Consider the following 17,231-nt stretch of genomic DNA (forward strand, 5'->3'; position numbering starts at 1 on the left):
CCCCCCGCTCGATCTGCACCCGGGCGGGGTCACAGGGCGAGGAGCTCCTTGGTCGTGATGGTGAGTAGCTCCGGTCCGCCGTCCGCCGGTGGGCGGACGACGAGTGTGTCGTCGATCCGGACACCGCCCCGGCCCGGAAGGTGCACCCCCGGCTCGACGGTGACCGGCACGCAAGGGCCAAGTCTACCCATGGCGGCGGGCGACAGCCGAGGGTCCTCCCCGATCTCCAGGCCCACCCCGTACCCGGTGACCGGGCCGAGCGCCCCGCCGTGCCCCCCGGCCGTGATGACCTCGCGGGCCGCGCGGTCCACTTCCCGCAGCTCGGCGCCGGGTGCCAGCGCCTCACGCGCCGCCCGCTGGGCGGCGAACACCAGGTCGTACAGCTCGATCTGCCAGGGCGCCGGACTCGTGCCGATCACGAACGTCCGGCCGATCTGGCAGCGGTAACCGCGGAAGCTGGCGCCGAGCCGCACGGTGAGGAAGTCGCCCTCCTCCACGCGCCGGTCGGTCGGACGGTGGCCGGCGAGGCCGGAGTGGCTACCGGTCGCGACGGAGGTGGGGAACGCCGGGCCGTCCGCGCCGTGGTCCACGAGCCGCCGCTCCAGCTCCAGCGCGAGATGCCGCTCGGTGCGGCCGACGAGGATCGACTCCAGCAGCTCGCCGAGCGCCCGGTCGGTGATCTCGGCGGCGACCCGGAGCGCGGCGATCTCGTCCTCGTCCTTGACGAGCCGCTGCCGCTCCACCGCGCGGTCGAGATCGGTCAGCGCGGTGCCGGGCACGGCCGCCGCGAGCGTCCGGTGGCGCGCGACCGTCAGATGGTGCTCCTCGACGGCGACCGCCGCGGCGCCCGCCGCGGCCGCCAGCAGCACGGCGGCCACGGCCGGGTCCTGCCCCGGCTCGGGCACGGTGCGGCGCAGGCCGTCGTCCCCCGGCTCCGCCGCGTCCCAGGGATCCCCCGGCTCCCCCGGCCGGCGTCCCGCGAGGGCGTGCGGCCCGGGCGGGTCCGCCGTGGGGTCCGGGTGCGCGAGCAGTGCGTCCGTGTCCCCGGGCCCGAGCAGGAGCGCCGCGCCGGCCGGGGCCGGCCCGGCGAGATAGCGGACGTTGGTGGGACGGGACACCACGATGGCGCCGGTGCCCGACGGAGCGGAGCGGGCGCGCAGCCGTGAGCGCCGGCCTGCGAGTACCTCGGACATGCCCCGAGCGTACGCACGGCGGGCGGGGACGGCTGGCTCAGCGCGTCCGGACGAGGGGGGCGCGGTGCGGCGGCCGGGGGGCGGACGCCCGCGGGGTCACCACTGCGGCGGGGTGGTGAGGCTGCGCGCGACGGCCTCGTCGAGCATCCGGGCGGTGGTGGCGACGTCGTGCCGCGAGTTGTCGATGATGGGGAGCCCCGAGCCGTACCAGCCGGCCATGCGGCCGTGGATGGTGGCGACCTCCTCGTCGGACAGGCGGCGGGTGCCGGTGCGGGCGGCGTTGCGCTCCAGGACGACGTCGAGGCCCGGCAGCAGCACGATCGGGATCAGCCCGGGGCCGACATGGCGCTTCCAGCCGCCGAGGCCGACGGCGGGCCGGTCGGGGAAGACCGCGTCGTCCAGGATGCAGGAGATGCCGTTGGCCAGGTAGTTGCGCGCGGCGAAGCCGCAGGTGCGGCGGGCCAGGCGGTACTGCGCCTCCGAGCGGTCGTCCCAGCCGGACCTGGGGTCGGCGAAACCGGACCGCACCCACTCGCGGACGTCGTCGAGGCTGATGTGCGCGGTGGGCACGGGCCTGCGGTCGGCCCAGTGGCGCGCCACGGTGGTCTTGCCCGCGCCGGCCGGGCCGATCAGGAGGACCGCCACACCCGCGTGCGCGACGTCCGGCGCCGCCGCGCCGGGCGCCGGTGCCGGCGCGGGGACCGCGTGCTCGGGCGGCAGCGGCACGAATCCGGTGGCCCCGCCGTCGGGTACCGCCCCGGGCGGCACCGGCATCCCGCCGGGCTGATGCATGGCTCCCCCACCTGGGTTCTCCGGGCGCGGCCCACGGGCTCGCGCACCTGTTCGGGTGTCTCACACGGTACCGGGCACGCCGTTCCCGCCACATGGGGCACCGTGTCACCGTGACAACGCGCCGGGCACCGGTCGGGTGCCGGGCGCGCGCCGGTCGTGCCGGTCAGCCGGCGAGTTCTTCCGCCACCGCGCGCAGGGCGAGGAGGTACGACCCGATCCCGAAGCCCGCGACCGTGCCGCTGGCCACCGCGGCGACGACCGAGGTGTGCCGGAACGCCTCGCGCCGGTGCGGGTTGGAGATGTGGACCTCCACCAGCGGCGCCGTCCGCTGGGACGCGGCGTCCCGCATGCCGTACGAGTAGTGCGTGAATGCCCCCGGGTTCAGCACGACGGGGAGTTCGCCGTCCGCCGCCTCGTGCAGCCAGCGGATCATCTCCCCCTCGTCGTTGGTCTCGCGGACCTCGACGTCCAGACCGAGTTCGGTGCCCAGCGCCGTGCAGCGCTCGACCAGGCCGGCGTAGGACGTGGAGCCGTACACGTCGGGCTCGCGGGAGCCGAGGCGGCCGAGGTTCGGGCCGTTCAGGACGAGGACGCGGCGGCTCACGCGGCGATCTCCGCGTGCGCGGCGAGCAGCATGGCCGGGTCGGGTCCCTCCAGGACGCCGGGCCGGGCCAGCCCTTCGAGGACGATGAACCGCAGCAGGTCGCCGCGGGTCTTCTTGTCGATGCGCATCGTCTCCAGCAGCTTCGGCCACTGGTCGCCGCGGTAGGTGACGGGCAGGCCGACGGAGGCGAGCACGGCCCGGTGCCGGTCGGCGGTGGCGTCGTCGAGGCGGCCGGCGATCCGGCCCAGCTCGGCGGCGAAGACCATGCCCACCGCGACGGCGGCGCCGTGCCGCCAGCGGTAGCGCTCGTTCTTCTCGATGGCGTGCGCGAGGGTGTGGCCGTAGTTGAGGATCTCGCGGCGGCCCGTCTCCCGCAGGTCGTCGCTCACGACCTCGGCCTTGACGCGGACGGCGCGCTCGATCAGCTCGGCGGTGAACGGGCCGTCCGGGCGGCGGGCCGCCTCCGGGTCGGACTCGATCAGGCGCAGGATCTCCGGGTCGGCGATGAACCCGGCCTTGATGACCTCGGCGAGCCCCGAGACGTAGTCGTTGACCGGGAGGGAGTCCAGCGCCGCCAGGTCGCACAGGACGCCGGCCGGCGGGTGGAACGCGCCCACCAGGTTCTTGCCCTCGGCGGTGTTGATGCCGGTCTTGCCGCCGACGGCCGCGTCCACCATGCCGAGCACCGTGGTGGGCACCGCGATCCAGCGCACGCCGCGCAGCCAGGTGGCCGCGACGAAACCGGCCAGATCCGTCGTCGCGCCGCCGCCCACGCCGACCACGACGTCGGTGCGTGTGAACCCGGTCTGGCCGAGCGCCTTCCAGCAGTACGCGGCGACCTCGGCGGTCTTGGCCTCCTCGGCGTTCGGCACCTGCACGGCGATCGCCTCGTAGCCCTGCGCCGCGAGGTCGTCGCGCAGCACCTCGCCGGTGGCGGACAGGGCCTCCGGGTGCAGGACGGCGACCCGCCGGGCACGCGGCCCGATCAGCGCGGGCAGGTCGCCGAGCAACTGCCGGCCGATCAGCACGTCGTACGGGTCGTGGCCCGCGGCGCCGCCGACCGCGACCCGCACGGGGGCCGCATTCTCTCGCGCGGGGGTGGTCATGCTGTCGTGAGCTCCAATGCGTCGAGTACTGCCTGGGCGACCTCGCCGGGCGTGCGGTCCCCGGTGGTGACGACCGCGCGGGCGACCTCCGTGTAGAGCGGACGGCGCTCCTCCATCAGGGCGCGCCAGCGCTGCCGCGGGTTGACGGCGAGAAGGGGGCGCGGCGTGTCCAGGCCGACGCGCCGCACGGCATCGGCGAGCGGCACGTCGAGGAACACGACGGGCAGCCCGGTCAGCAGCGCGCGCGTGCCGGCGTCCATGACGGCGCCGCCGCCGAGCGACAGCACGCCGTCGTGCCCGGTGACGGCCTCCCGCACGGCGGCGGCCTCCAAGGCGCGGAAGTGCGCCTCGCCCTCGTCGAGGAAGATCTCCGGGATCGGCTTGCCGGCGGTCCGCTCGACGTCGGCGTCGGTGTCGCGCGCCGGGACGCCGAGCCGGTCCGCGAGGAGCGCGCCCACCGTGGACTTGCCCGACCCCGGCGGGCCGACGAGGACGACGGCCGGTCCGCGGGGCCGCGCGGCGGCGCCCGTCACCGGACCTCCAGCGCGGCCAGGAACCCCTCGACGTTGCGGCGGGTCTCGGCGACGCTGTCGCCGCCGAACTTCTCGGCCACCGCGTCGGCCAGGACCAGGGCGACCATGGCCTCGGCGACGATGCCGGCGGCGGGCACCGCGCACACGTCGGACCGCTGGTGGTGGGCGCGGGCGGGCTCGCCGGTGGCCACGTCCACCGTCGCGAGGGCGCGCGGGACCGTCGCGATCGGCTTCATCGCGGCCCGCACGCGCAGCAGCTCGCCCGTGCTGAGACCGCCCTCCGTGCCGCCGGACCGGCCGGAGGCGCGGCGGATGCCGTCCGGCGTCGCGACGATCTCGTCGTGCGCGCGGGAGCCGGGCACGCGGGCGAGGTCGAAGCCGTCGCCGACCTCGACGCCCTTGATGGCCTGGATGCCCATGAGCGCACCGGCCAGGCGGGCGTCGAGCCGCCGGTCCCAGTGGACGTGCGAACCGAGGCCGACCGGCACGCCGTACGCCAGCACCTCGACGACGCCGCCCAGGGTGTCGCCGTCCTTGTGGGCCTGGTCGATCTCGGCGACCATCGCCTCGCTCGCCGCCGGGTCGAGGCAGCGCACCGGGTCGGCGTCGAGGCGCGCGGTGTCGCCGGGGACCGGGACGCTGTCGCGGGGGGCGCGGGCCGCGCCCAGTTCGGCGACGTGGGAGACGATCTCGATGCCGGCCGTCTCGGCGAGGTAGGACCGGGCGACGGCGCCCAGGGCGACACGGGCCGCGGTCTCGCGGGCGGAGGCGCGCTCCAGGACGGGGCGGGCCTCGTCGAAGCCGTACTTCTGCATGCCGGCGAGGTCGGCGTGGCCGGGCCGGGGGCGGGTCAGCGGCGCGTTGCGGGCCAGCTCGGCCAGCTCGGCCGCGTCCACCGGGTCGGCGGCCATGACCTTCTCCCACTTCGGCCACTCGGTGTTGCCGACCATGACGGCGACCGGGGAGCCGAGCGTGCGGCCGTGCCGGACGCCGCCGAGGAAGGTGACCTCGTCGCGCTCGAACTTCATGCGGGCGCCCCGGCCGTAGCCGAGCCTGCGGCGCGCCAGCGCGTCGGCCACCATGTCGGTGGTGATCGGCACGCCGGAGGGCAGCCCCTCCAGCGTCGCCACCAGTGCGGGACCGTGCGACTCTCCCGCGGTCAGCCAGCGCAGCCTGCTCAACGGTGCTCCTTGCGAATTCCTCGGCGATGCGACCCTGCCGGTGTCTCCCCCGATCCTGCCACGTCGCCCGCGGGCGCCCGCCGGGCGCCCGACCCGCGAGACGCGGCGGCGCTCAGCGGGCGGCCAGGGCCCGCTCGCCGGCGTCGCGCATGGCCGCGAGCGGGGCCTCGGCCGCGCCCGTCATCTGCTCCACCTGGAGGACCGCCTGGTGCACCAGGAGGTCGAGGCCGCCCACGACCCGGCCGCCGCGGTCCGCCCAGGCGGCGGCGAGCGGCGTGGGCCACGGCTCGTACAGCACGTCGAAGAGGGTGCCGGGCGCCTCGGGGACGGCGGCCGCGAGGGCGTCCGTCGTGCCGGCGGGCGTCGTCGCGACGACGAGTGGGGCGGTCAGGGCCTCGGCGGCGTCGGCCCAGTCGGCGGTCTCGACGGGGACGCCGAGCCGTTCGCCCCAGCCGCGCATCTCGGCCGCGCGGGCCGGGCCGCGCACGTACGCCGTGACCGGCCCCTCGCACACCCGGGCCAGCGCCGCGACGGCGGACGACGCGGTGGCACCGGCGCCGAGGACGGCGGCCCGCGGCACCCGGGTGATGCCGCGCTCACGGAGGGCGGCGACCATGCCGGGGATGTCCGTGTTGTCGCCGACGCGGCGGCCGTCGGCGGTGAACACGACGGTGTTCACCGCCTCGACGGACGCGGCCGTGTCGCTGACGCCGTCGAGCAGCGGCAGGACGGCGCGCTTGAGGGGCATCGTCAGCGAGAGCCCGGCCCACTCCTGGCCGAGGCCGTCGAGGAACGCCTTCAGATCCGTCTCGCCGACCTCGAACCGGTCGTACGTCCAGCCCGTGAGCCCGAGCGCGCGGTAGGCGGCGCGGTGGAGCGCCGGGGACAACGAGTGCGCGATGGGTGACCCGAGGACGGCGGCCCTGCGGCCGGGAACAGGGCTTGCGGGGTCACTCACCGTTGGCCTCGTTGAAGTCTTCCACGTTGCGGTCGTGCTCGGCCGGGTCGTCCGTGAAGCGGGTGTCGCCCGGCGAGACGGTCACGAAGTAGATCCACGGACCCTCGGTCGGGTTGAGCGCCGCCTCCAGGGCCTGGTGCCCCGGGTTGTCGATGGGGCCGGGCGGCAGGCCGTACTCGTTGTAGGTGTTGTACGGCGAGTCGTACTGCGTGTCCTCGATGCTGGTGTTGAGGGTGGAACGGCCCATCGCGTAGTTGATGGTGGAGTCGAACTGGAGCTTCATGTCGATGTCGAGCCGGTTGTAGATGACGCGCGACACCTTGCCGAACTCGTCGTCCGCCTGCGCCTCCGCCTGCACCAGCGACGCGATGACCAGGATCTCGTGCGGCGTGCGGTCCAGCTCCGCCGCATGGCCCTCCAGGTCGATCTCCTCGAACTCCGCCTCGGCCCGGTCCACCATGGAGGTGAGGAGGTCCTCGGGGGTCGTCTCCTCGCCCACGTCGTACCTGGCGGGCCACAGGAAGCCCTCGATGTCGCCCTCGGCCCAGTCCGGCAGCCCGAGGTCGGCGCTCTCGGCGACGTCCTCGGTGGTGCCCTCGTCCAGGCCGAGGCGCTCGTCGATGAGTTCGTAGACCGCGGTGGCACGGGTGCCCTCGGGGATGGTCAGGGCGTTGTCGCCGACGCCCTCCAGCATCATCGCGACGGCCGCCTCGGCCGACATCTCCTTGCGGAGGGTGTAGATGCCAGCCTGGATCTGCTGTCCGTCGGTCCCGGCCGCCTCGACGAACGCGTCATGGCTCGCGACGACGCCCTCGCGCTTGAGGATGTTCCCCATGTCGGAGAGCGAGGCGCCCTCGGGGATCTCGACCTCGACCTCGCCGGTGCCCTCGCCCGCGTAGTCCGGCGGCGGGCCGAAGCGGTCCTGGTAGAAGCCGTAGCCCCAGTACCCGGCGCCGCCGATGGCGCCGATGATCACGACGGCGACGATCAGGCAGGCCGGGCCGCTGCGCTTCTTGGCCTTCTTGCCGCCGCGGCGCCCCTCGTCCTCGTCGGACCAGGCGTCGTCGTCATCGTCGCCGCGGGTGAAGAAGTCCTTCTCGCCCTGGTCGGGGCCCGGGTCCCAGCCGGTCTCGGGGTCGGGTCCCGGGTCCGCCGGGTCCGGGTCGGTGACGGGATCGGGGGCGAGGCCCGGTCCGGCGCCGCGCCGGGTGGCCCGGGCGACGCCGCCGGGCACGGGCTCGGCGCGGGAGGCGTACTGCGGCTCGGGGTGCTGCGCCGCCTGGTGCGGGGCGCCGGTCTGGTAGCCCTGGGAGAAGGGGTCCTGGTGGTCGCCCCCGGGACCGAATGCGTCTGTTCCGTAGCCGTCGGGTCTGTAGCCGTCAGTTCCGTAGCCGTCGGGTCTGTAGCCGTCGGCCTGCTGTTGCCCGCCGAAAGAAGGGTCGCCACCGCCCGCGTACTGGCCGCCGTACTGATCGCCCTGACCCCAGCCGCCCTGCTGCGGGTACTGCTGCTGGTCATACCCTTGGGGGTAGCCCTGGCCGGTGTCCTGGTACTGCTGGCCGTACTGTTCGCCCTGGTACTGGCCCTGACCGTACTGGTCGGCGCCGTACTGCTCACCCTGGTACTGACCCTGCCCGTACTGGTCGGCGCCGTACTGCTCACCCTGGTACTGACCCTGCCCGTATTGGTCCTGCTGGTACTGGTCCTGCTGGTACTGGGTCTGGCCGAACTGGTCCTGCCCGTACTGCGCCTGCTGGCCGTACTGGTCCCACGCGCCCTGCTGCCCCTGGCCGTTCAGCGGATCATTGTCCGGGTACCACGGTTCGGGGCCAGGCCCCCGGCCATACTCAGTCATCGATCCCCTTGAGACGCAATGCGGCGGTACGGCTCCCCCGGCGGCCCCTGCACCTGCCCTTGGCGGGGAACGTTACCGTACCGCGATCAGACAACCACTTCGACGCACTGCCCCGGTGGCTGCCCCGCGCTCCGCTCGCTCTCCAGGGCGGACTGAAGAATAACCACCGCCGCCGCCTGGTCGATACGGCCCCGTCCCTTCTTCGCCGAGACACCGGCGGCCCGCATGTCCCGGGCGGCGCTGACCGTGGACAGCCGCTCGTCCACGAGCCGTACGGGCACCGGGGCGATCCGCCGCGCCGTGTCCCGCGCGAAGGCCCGCACACGGGCGGCGGCGGGCCCCTCCCGGCCGCTGAGCGACCGGGGCAGGCCCATCACCACCTCGATGGGCTCGTACTCGGCGACCAGCCGCTCCAGGCGACGCTGGGCGGCCGGCACGTCCCGCCCCGGCACCGTCTCGACCGGCGTGGCCAGCAGGCCGTCGGGGTCGCAGCTCGCGACCCCGATCCTGGCCTCGCCGACGTCGACGCCGAGCCGCCTGCCGCGCCGCATCACGCGGTTTCCGCGACCTGACGCTCGACGGCGGCCAGCGCCTCGTCGATGGCGGCCGGGTTCTGGCCGCCGCCCTGCGCGACGTCCGGCTTGCCGCCGCCACCGCCGCCCAGCGCCTTCGCGGCCGTACGGACCAGGTCGCCGGCCTTGAGACCGCGCTCACGGGCCGCCTCGTTCGTGGCTGCCACGGTGAGGGGACGCCCGTTCAGCACGGTGAAGAGCGCGACGACGGCCGGCCGGTCGCCCGGGATGCGGCCCCGTACGTCCAGGACGAGGCGCCGCAGGTCGTCGGCGGTCGTACCGTCCGGCACCCGGCCGGCGGCGAACGCCACACCCCGCACGTCCTGCGCGGCCGCGGCCAGGCCCGCGGCGGCCTGGAGCACCTTCTCCGCGCGGAAGCGCTCGATCTCCTTCTCGGCGTCCTTCAGGCGGCCCAGCATGCCGGAGATCCGCTCGGGCAGCTCCTCGGGACGGCCCTTGACCAGCTCGGTGAGCTGGGCGACGACCGTGTGCTCGCGGGCGAGGAACCGGTAGGCGTCCGTGCCGACCAGAGCCTCCACGCGGCGCACGCCGGACCCGATGGACGACTCACCGAGCAGCTTCACCAGACCGAGCTGGGCGGTGTTGTGCACGTGCGTGCCGCCGCACAGCTCCTTCGAGTAGTCGCCGATGGTGACGACGCGCACGCGGTCGCCGTACTTCTCGCCGAACTCCGCGATGGCGCCCTGCTTCTTCGCCTCGTCCATGGACATCACCTCGGCGGTGACGTCCAGCTCACGGGCGAGGACCTCGTTGATCTTCTGCTCGACGTCGGCGAGGACCGTGCCGGGGACGGCGGCCGGCGAGCCGAAGTCGAAGCGGAAGCGGCCCGGGGAGTTCTCCGAGCCGGCCTGCGCCGCGGTGGGGCCGAGCGCGTCGCGCAGCGCCTGGTGCGTGAGGTGGGTGGCGCTGTGGGCGCGGGCGATGGCGCGCCGGCGCGTGATGTCGATGGCGCAGTCGGCGGCGGCCCCGAGGGTCACCTCGCCGACCTGGACGACGCCCTTGTGCACGATGACGCCGGGCACCGGCTGCTGCACGTCGCGCACCTCGACGACGGCGCCGGAGTCGAGACGGATCCGGCCGGTGTCGGCGAGTTGCCCGCCGCCCTCGGCGTAGAAGGGGGTGCGGTCGAGGACGATCTCCACCTCGTCGCCCTCGGTCGCGGCCGGCGCGGGCACGCCGTCCACCAGGACACCGACGACGGTGGCCTCCCCGGCGGTGTGGGCGTACCCGATGAACTCGGAGGCGCCCGCCCGGTCGGCGACCTCGCGGTACGCCGACAGGTCCGCGTGGCCCTGCTTCTTGGCGCGGGCGTCGGCCTTGGCGCGCTCCCGCTGCTCCTTCATCAGGCGCCGGAACCCGGCCTCGTCCACGGACAGGCCCTGCTCGGCGGCCATCTCCAGCGTGAGGTCGATCGGGAAGCCCCACGTGTCGTGGAGGAGGAACGCCTTGTCGCCGGCCAGCGTGCTGCCGCCGCCCGCCTTCGTCTCGGTGACGGCGGAGTCGAGGATGTTGGTGCCGGCCCGCAGCGTCTTCAGGAAGGCGGCCTCCTCGGCGAGGGCGACCGTCTCGATGCGCTTCCGGTCGGTCAGCAGGTCCGGGTACTGCTGCCCCATGGTGGCGAGGACGACGTCGGCCAGCTCGCCGACGACCTCGCCGGTCGCGCCGAGGATGCGCATGTTCCGGATGGCGCGGCGCATGATGCGGCGCAGGACGTAGCCGCGGCCCTCGTTGCCGGGGGTGACGCCGTCCCCGATCAGCATGACGGAGGTGCGCAGGTGGTCGGCGACCACGCGCAGCGCGACGTCCGACCGCTCGTCGTCGCCGTAGCTGACGCCCGTCAGCTCGCCCGCGCGGTCGATGACGACGCGGAGGGTGTCGGTCTCGTACATGTTGCGGACGCCCTGGAGGATCATCGCGAGGCGTTCCAGGCCGAGGCCGGTGTCGATGTTGCGGGCGGGCAGCTCGCCGAGGATCGGGTAGTCCTCCTTGCCCTCGCCGGCGCCGCGCTCGAACTGCATGAACACGAGGTTCCACAGCTCGACGTAGCGCTCGTCGTTGACCGCCGGGCCGCCCTCGACGCCGAACTCGGGGCCGCGGTCGTAGTTGATCTCCGAGCAGGGGCCGCACGGTCCCGGTACGCCCATGGACCAGAAGTTCGGCCCCTTGCCGAGGCGCTGGATGCGCTCGGACGGCACCCCGACGACGTCGCGCCAGATGCGCTCGGCCTCGTCGTCCTCCTCGTAGACGGTGATCCACAGCCGCTCGGGGTCGAGGCCGTAGCCGCCGTCGGCGACGGAGGACGTCAGCAGCTCCCACGCCTGCGTGATCGCCCCCTCCTTGAAGTAGTCGCCGAAGGAGAAGTTGCCGCACATCTGGAAGAACGTGCCGTGCCGGGTGGTCTTGCCGACCTCCTCGATGTCGGGCGTGCGCACGCACTTCTGCACGCTCACGGCGCGCGGGCTCGGCGGGGCCACCTCGCCGAGGAAGTAGGGCTTGAACGGCACCATGCCCGCGTTGACCAGCAGCAGGGTCGGATCGTCCGCGATCAGCGACGCCGACGGGACAACGGTGTGTCCGCGCTTCTCGAAGAAGCTCAGCCAGCGGCGGCGGATTTCAGCCGACTCCATCAGTGGTCCTCATTTCGGGTGATCTGGCGAGGGGTCTGTCGAACGGTCCGACGGGGGGGTGCGGGCGGCAGCGGGGCGGCCTGCTCGCGGTCGAGGCCGAGCGCCTCGGTCAGCTCGGTCTCGCGCTGCGCCATGCCGGCGCGCACGTCCAGGGCGAAGCCGCGGACGCGCGCCCCCGCCGCGGCGGCGCGGTCGGCCGCCCGTACGGCGAGGCTGTCGGGCGCGAGCCGGCGGAGCGAACGCTGGACCCGGGTGGTGGCCCAGACGCCGGCGGCTGCGCCGGTGGTGAACCAGAAGGCGCGGCGGATCACGGGCTGGTCAGTCCTTTCCCTGACGGCCGGCGCGGCGGCGCCGGGGTACGGGCAGCGCGCGCCCGGGCACGGTGCGGGCGGTCCCGGGGGACGCGGCGGCGTCCCGGGAGTCGCGGCGCGCCAGCGCGCGCCGCACCCCGTACCCGAAGGCGGCGACCTTGACGAGCGGGCCGCCGAAGGTGGTGGCCACGGTGGCGGAGAGCGCGGAGGCGCTGGCAGCGACGTCCTCGACGTCGGAGGCGATCGTGTCGACCCGGTCGAGCTGCGTCTGGGCGGACCTGACGGCCGCGGACGCCTCGCCGAGGAGCGGTACGGCCCGGTCGGTGACGGCGTTCAGCATGCGCGTGGCGGCGCTCAGGGCCTGCGCGAGCCGGACGAGCGCGACGGCGAGGAACGAGACCAGGATCGCCCAGAAGACGGCCACCAGCAGGCCGGCCACTTCTCCACCGGACACGTACGCACCGCTTCCCTCGGACGGGTTTCGGACAGACTTCGGAACGGATGCCCCGCTCGCCGCCGCCCGCCGGGTTCTGCGGGCCCGCTCCGCGTGCGGCGGCAGGCCCCGACCCTATCGCGCCCCGCGCCCGCGCTCGTACCGTATTCCGGGGCGAATGCCAAGGCACGCGGCCGTAATTGTACGTTCTGCATATCGACCAGTACGCTGCGTGTCTTATGCGAGGCTTTCAAAGCGCCGTCCCCCCGGCGCGGGAGCGGACGGGCACCGGACGCGGCAGACCCGGCAACCTCCCGGCGGACATCACGACCTTCATCGGCCGCCGCGACGAGATCGCCGCGGTGAGACAGCAGATCGCCAGTGCGCGGCTGGTGACGGTGACCGGCGCCGGCGGTGTCGGGAAGACCCGGGCCGCGCTCCAGGCGGCCCGCCAGTCGCAGGAACGCTTCCCCGACGGCGTGTGGCTCGTCGAGCTCGGCTCCGTGCGCGACCCCGACCTGCTCGGGCACGCCGTCGTCGACGCCCTCGGCATCATCGACCAGTCCCGCAGGCCCCCGCAGACGGTGCTGATGGAGCACCTGGCGGACCGCAGGGCGCTGCTGCTGCTCGACGGGACGGAGCACCTCGCCGAGCCCTGCGCCGAGCTGGTCCACGAGCTGCTGCGGCGTGCGCCGCGGCTGCGGGTGCTGGTGACCGGGCGCAGGCCGCTGGACGTGGCGGGGGAGGTGCTGTTCCCTCTGGAGCCGCTGACCGCGCCGCCCGCCGTGCCGGCCCCGGCGGCGGCGCCGGCCGGCGGCCCGGACACGATGGTGCCCGCGGGGGACGCGGTGGCGCTGTTCGCGGAGCGCGCCGCGGCGGTCGTGCCGCACTTCCGCGCGACGGGCGCCACCGGGCGTGTCGTGGCGGAGATCTGCCACCGTCTGGACGGCATCCCGCTCGCCGTCGAGCTGGCGGCGAGCCGGCTGCGCACCCTGTCGCCGGAGCAGATCCTGGAGCGCCTCGACGACCGGTTCCACCTGCTGGTCGGCGGCGCGCGGGGCGTGCCGGCGCACCACCGGACGCTGCGGACGGCCGTGGGCTGGAGCCACGAGCTGTGCTCGCCGCGGGAGCGGCTGCTGTGGGCGCGGCTGTCGGTGTTCGCGGGCAGCTTCGACCTGGACGCGGTGGAGTACGTCTGCGTCGGCGGGGGCCTGGAGCAGGACGAGGTGCTCGACGTGCTCGGCGAGCTGGTCGCCCAGTCGGTGGTGTCCCGCGAGGAGACGCCGGCCGGGCTGCGCTACCGCATGCTCGACACGCTGCGCGCGTACGGCGGGGACTGGCTCGAGGCCAGCGGCGACGCGCCCCGGATGCGGCGGCGGCTGCGCGACTGGTGCACGGGGCTCGTCACGTACTGCGAGCTGGACTGGTTCGGCGCCCGCCAGGCGGAGGTGGCGGCGCGGCTCGACGCCGAGATGCCGAACCTGCGGCTGGCCCTCGACTACGCGCTGGAGGACGAGGAGGACGGCAGGTACGCCCTGCACCTCGCCGGCACGCTGTGGTTCGACTGGGTGGGCTGCGGCCGTCTCGCCGAGGGCAGGCACTGGCTCGACCGGGTCCTCGAACTGGACACGGACCACGAGGAGTCCCGCCTGCTCGCCCTGTGGGCCTACGGGTACATCTCCGTCCTCCAGGGCGACACGGTGGGCGCGCTGAGCGTGCTGCACGAGTGCCGGGAGGGCGCCGAGCGCACGGGCAACCGGCTCATCGCCGCGTACACGGTGCACCTGAACGGCTGCGTCGCGCTGATCGGCGACGACATGGAGCGCGCCGAGGAGCTGCTCGGGGAGGCGCTGCGGCGGTACGAGGAGATGGGCACGGTCAACGGCAACGTCCTGGTCGGGCGGGCCGAGTACGCGATGGCCGTCGCCTTCCGCGGCGATCTGGAGCGGGCGGTGCGGCTGTGCGAGGAGGTGCGGCAGGCGTGCGAGGACCACGGCGAGCTGTGGGCCAGCACCTACGCGCTGTACGTCCTCGGGTACGCGACCTGGTACCAGGGGGACACCCCCGCGGCCCGCGAGCTGCTGGAGCACTCGCTGCGGGTGACGCACCAGTTCCACGACCTGGTGGGGACCGTGCAGGCGATCGAGCTCCTGGCGCTGTTCACGGCGGACGAGGGCGACGCGGCCGAGGCGGCGGTGCTGCAGGGCGCCGCGGGCCGGATGTGGGGCTCGGTGGGGATGCCGCTGTTCGGCTCGGTCAACTTCGGCCGTGCGCACACCGAGTGCGAACGGCTCGTCCGGGAGCGGCTCGACCAGGCGCGGTACCGGGAGCTGCTGCGGGAGGGCGAGCGTCTGGACCTGGACGAGGCAGTGGAGCGCGCGCTGTACGGGCGGGCCGACCGCGCCGCGGGGCGGGCCGTGCTCGGGACGGGCACCGTGCGGCCGGCGCGGCTCGGGGGCGGTGCGGGCCTCGTCCCGCTGCCCGCCGTCTCCCGCGCGGACGGCGGGGAGGCGGCGGGCGGCGCGGCTCAGCGGGCGTAGAACTCCACGACGAGCTGCTCGTCGCAGATGACCGGGATCTCACTGCGGTTGGGGTCCCGGTCGAGGCGGAAGGCGAGGGCCTCCAGGTTGACCTGGAGGTAGCGGGGGGTCTCGCCCTCGCCCGCGTAGCCGCCCTCGCGGGCGACGAGGAAGGGGTGCTTGTCGCGGCTGCGCTCGCGGACACTGACCACGTCCTCGGGGCGGACGCGGAAGGACGGCTTGTCGACCTTGCGGCCGTTGACGGCGATGTGGCCGTGCACGACCATCTGGCGCGCCTGGTAGATGGTGCGGGCGAGTCCGGCGCGCAGCACGAGGGCGTCGAGGCGGCGCTCGAGCTCGATGATGAGGGCCTCGCCGGTCTTGCCGGTGACCTTGCGGGCGCGGTCGTAGGCGCGGACCATCTGGCGCTCGCTGATGTCGTACTGGGCACGGAGCCGCTGCTTCTCCAGCAGACGGACCTTGTAGTCGCTGGTCTGCTTGCGGCCGCGGCCGTGCTCACCCGGCGGGTAGGGGCGCTTCTCGAAGTACTTCACGGCCTTCGGGGTGAGCGCGATGCCGAGGGCGCGCGACTTCTTGACCTTGGGACGCGACTGGTTCACGTTGAACGGACCTCCGTGTAAGTTAGGTGAGCCTTACCTTAGCCGAGGAGCGCGCATGATTCGACCTGGGAACCCCCCGTCCGGCCTCGGACACCGAAGCCAGGAGGCGGGGCAGCCGCGTCCCGTGGAGGAAGACCGCCGGCCGTCGGGGGCCGAGCGGGTACGCACTCTGGTGGAGTCCAACGCATCGGCGGTCCTGACGATTCCCGGCGCGGTGCCGGGACCGCTCGGTGACCTGGGGCACGGCGTTCCCGAGGCGCGGGCCGTCGGCCCGGCCGGAACGCTGTTCCTGCTGGTCCCGGCGGACGCGCCGGCCGTCAAGGCCGCCCAGCACGCGCGGGCCGACGAGCTGACGGCCGTGATGGACATCACGGACGTCGCGCCGGTCGCCGTCCCCCACCGGGTCCGGGCGCGCGGCTGGGTCGCCGGCTGGCTGACGGCCGTCCGCGACGGGGACGAGCACCGCGAGGCGGCCAGGATCCTCGCCGAACGGCACCCCGGCTCACCGCTGCCCGGCGACGCGTGGGCGCTGCTGCGCCTTGAGGTCGGCGAGGCGTACACCGACGACCTGTGGGGCGAGGCGCAGGTCGAGCCGGACGAGTTCGCCGCGGCACTGCCCGACCCGGTCGCCCGGCACGAGGCCGACCTCCTGCAGCACCTCGCGGCGTCGCACGGCGAGCAGGTGTGGTCGCTGTGCTCCCTGCTCGGCGACGAGCAGGGCGGCGCGTGCCCCGCGTGGGACGCCATCACCCCGCTGAGCCTCGACCGCTTCGGCCTGCGGGTACGCCTGCGGTCCGTCGGCACGGTCTGTGACGCGCGCTTCGACTTCCCCGAACCGGTCACCGACATCACGGGCCTGCGGCGCGCCATGCACCACCTCTTCGAGGCCGCGGGGGCCGCCTCCTGACACGTCCGGCGCGACCGGCTCAGCGGGCCAGGAGCCACCGCAGCTCGGCGGCGACCCGCCCCGGGGCCTCCTCCGCCATGAAGTGACCGCAGTCGACGGTGGCGTGCCGCAGGTCCGGCGCCCAGGCCCGCCACAGCCCGGCCGCGTCGTAACCGAGTGCCGCTCCCCAGTCCTGCTGGAGCACCGTGACGGGCATCCGCAGCCGGTTGCCGGCCGCGCGGTCGGCCAGGTCGTCGTCCGCGTCGACGGTCGCCGAGGCGCGGTAGTCCGCCACGATCGAGGGCACCGCGTTCCGGCAGGCCTCCAGGTAGGCGGCGCGGACGGCGGGCGGCACGGCGGCCGGGTCCTCGGCCCACAGGTCGAGGAAGTGCCCGAAGAACGCGTCGGCGTCGGCGGCGATGAGCCGTTCCGGCAGGCCCGGCGGCTGGGCCATCAGGTAGAGGTGGAAGCCGACGGCGGCGTCCCGGCCGTGCAGCACGTCCCACATGTCGGGCGTCGGCAGGACGTCGAGGCACGCGAGGTGACTGATCGCGCCGGGGTGGTCGAGGCCGGCCCGGAAGGCGACCAGGGCGCCGCGGTCGTGACCGGCGAGCGCGAACCGCTCGTGACCGAGCGCGCGGGCGAGCGCGACGACGTCGGCGGCCATCGTGCGCTTGGCGTAGACGGCGGGTCCCGTGGCGGCCGGCTTGTCGCTCGCGCCGTAGCCGCGCAGGTCGGGGCAGATGACGGTGTGGTCGGCCGCGAGATCGGCGGCGACGTGCCGCCACATGAGGTGGGTCTGCGGGAACCCGTGCAGCAGCACGATCGGGCGGCCAGCGCCGCCGACGGCGGCGTGCAGGGCGACGCCCTCGGCGACCTCGACGCGCCGGTGCGCGAACCCGGGGATCACCGGCGTACCGGGGCGCTCCGGGGTGTGCGGGGCCGAGCTGTTCGGGGCCATGGTGAGTACCTCTCTCCGGACGTCGGACGGTCGGCCCCCGCGGGTCCGCCGGGGCCGTG

16 protein-coding genes are annotated in these 17,231 nt (G+C 74.7%); 2 read left to right on the top strand and 14 right to left on the bottom strand.

All coding sequences use genetic code 11. The annotated features are described in order from the left end of the window. Nucleotides 1–29 precede the first annotated feature (29 nt). From EMA09_RS02230 to EMA09_RS02285, 12 genes are all read right to left on the bottom strand, one after another. A complete protein-coding gene (locus EMA09_RS02230; RefSeq protein ID WP_129838363.1) occupies nucleotides 30–1,193 on the bottom strand; it encodes a M24 family metallopeptidase in 1,164 nt (387 codons plus the stop codon). Between the two features lie 96 nt (nucleotides 1,194–1,289). Next, nucleotides 1,290–1,985, bottom strand: a complete 696-nt coding sequence (locus tag EMA09_RS02235; protein WP_240796195.1) for an AAA family ATPase — start codon at nucleotides 1,983–1,985, stop codon at nucleotides 1,290–1,292. A gap of 163 nt (nucleotides 1,986–2,148) precedes the next feature. Further along, on the bottom strand, nucleotides 2,149–2,589 hold the full coding sequence (locus EMA09_RS02240; protein ID WP_129838365.1) for a type II 3-dehydroquinate dehydratase: 441 nt from the start codon (nucleotides 2,587–2,589) through the stop codon (nucleotides 2,149–2,151). Beyond that, entirely contained in the window at nucleotides 2,586–3,695 is a 1,110-nt protein-coding gene (aroB, locus tag EMA09_RS02245; protein ID WP_129838367.1) for a 3-dehydroquinate synthase, read from the bottom strand. The genes EMA09_RS02240 and aroB overlap by 4 nt, the downstream gene beginning before the upstream one ends. Next, nucleotides 3,692–4,228, bottom strand: coding sequence for a shikimate kinase (locus tag EMA09_RS02250; RefSeq protein ID WP_129838369.1), 537 nt, complete (start codon nucleotides 4,226–4,228; stop codon nucleotides 3,692–3,694). Before EMA09_RS02250 ends, aroB begins: the two co-directional genes overlap by 4 nt. Continuing rightward, nucleotides 4,225–5,409: a chorismate synthase gene (gene aroC, locus EMA09_RS02255; RefSeq protein WP_129838371.1), complete on the bottom strand. Its 1,185-nt coding sequence runs from the start codon at nucleotides 5,407–5,409 to the stop codon at nucleotides 4,225–4,227. Before aroC ends, EMA09_RS02250 begins: the two co-directional genes overlap by 4 nt. 112 nt (nucleotides 5,410–5,521) lie before the next feature. After that, nucleotides 5,522–6,367, bottom strand: coding sequence for a shikimate dehydrogenase (locus EMA09_RS02260; protein ID WP_129838373.1), 846 nt, complete (start codon nucleotides 6,365–6,367; stop codon nucleotides 5,522–5,524). Then, entirely contained in the window at nucleotides 6,360–8,222 is a 1,863-nt protein-coding gene (mltG, locus tag EMA09_RS02265) for an endolytic transglycosylase MltG (RefSeq protein WP_129838375.1), read from the bottom strand. Before mltG ends, EMA09_RS02260 begins: the two co-directional genes overlap by 8 nt. Before the next feature lie 86 nt (nucleotides 8,223–8,308). Further along, nucleotides 8,309–8,773, bottom strand: coding sequence for a Holliday junction resolvase RuvX (ruvX, locus tag EMA09_RS02270; protein WP_129838377.1), 465 nt, complete (start codon nucleotides 8,771–8,773; stop codon nucleotides 8,309–8,311). Continuing rightward, nucleotides 8,773–11,442, bottom strand: a complete 2,670-nt coding sequence (alaS, locus tag EMA09_RS02275) for an alanine--tRNA ligase (protein ID WP_129838379.1) — start codon at nucleotides 11,440–11,442, stop codon at nucleotides 8,773–8,775. Before alaS ends, ruvX begins: the two co-directional genes overlap by 1 nt. Beyond that, entirely contained in the window at nucleotides 11,442–11,753 is a 312-nt protein-coding gene (locus EMA09_RS02280; RefSeq protein WP_129838381.1) for a DUF6167 family protein, read from the bottom strand. The genes alaS and EMA09_RS02280 overlap by 1 nt, the downstream gene beginning before the upstream one ends. A gap of 7 nt (nucleotides 11,754–11,760) precedes the next feature. Next, a complete protein-coding gene (locus tag EMA09_RS02285) occupies nucleotides 11,761–12,207 on the bottom strand; it encodes a DUF948 domain-containing protein (RefSeq protein ID WP_129838383.1) in 447 nt (148 codons plus the stop codon). 218 nt (nucleotides 12,208–12,425) lie between these two features. Between EMA09_RS02285 and EMA09_RS02290 the strand changes: the two genes are divergently transcribed. Further along, a complete protein-coding gene (locus EMA09_RS02290) occupies nucleotides 12,426–14,726 on the top strand; it encodes an AAA family ATPase (protein ID WP_240796196.1) in 2,301 nt (766 codons plus the stop codon). On the opposite strand, the gene rpsD is transcribed toward EMA09_RS02290, so the two are convergent. Beyond that, the gene (gene rpsD / locus EMA09_RS02295; protein ID WP_129838385.1) at nucleotides 14,714–15,325 is read right to left on the bottom strand and encodes a 30S ribosomal protein S4; all 612 of its coding nucleotides are present in this window, start codon (nucleotides 15,323–15,325) and stop codon (nucleotides 14,714–14,716) included. The two genes, EMA09_RS02290 and rpsD, sit on opposite strands and share 13 nt — an antisense overlap. 172 nt (nucleotides 15,326–15,497) lie before the next feature. Between rpsD and EMA09_RS02300 the strand changes: the two genes are divergently transcribed. Continuing rightward, entirely contained in the window at nucleotides 15,498–16,232 is a 735-nt protein-coding gene (locus EMA09_RS02300) for a DUF2470 domain-containing protein (protein WP_240796197.1), read from the top strand. 19 nt (nucleotides 16,233–16,251) lie between these two features. Here the strand turns inward: EMA09_RS02300 and EMA09_RS02305 are convergent, their stop codons facing one another. Then, on the bottom strand, nucleotides 16,252–17,172 hold the full coding sequence (locus EMA09_RS02305) for an alpha/beta fold hydrolase (RefSeq protein WP_129838389.1): 921 nt from the start codon (nucleotides 17,170–17,172) through the stop codon (nucleotides 16,252–16,254). Nucleotides 17,173–17,231 lie beyond the last annotated feature (59 nt).

It is taken from the genome of Streptomyces sp. RFCAC02, assembly GCF_004193175.1.
Taxonomy (GTDB): domain Bacteria; phylum Actinomycetota; class Actinomycetes; order Streptomycetales; family Streptomycetaceae; genus Streptomyces.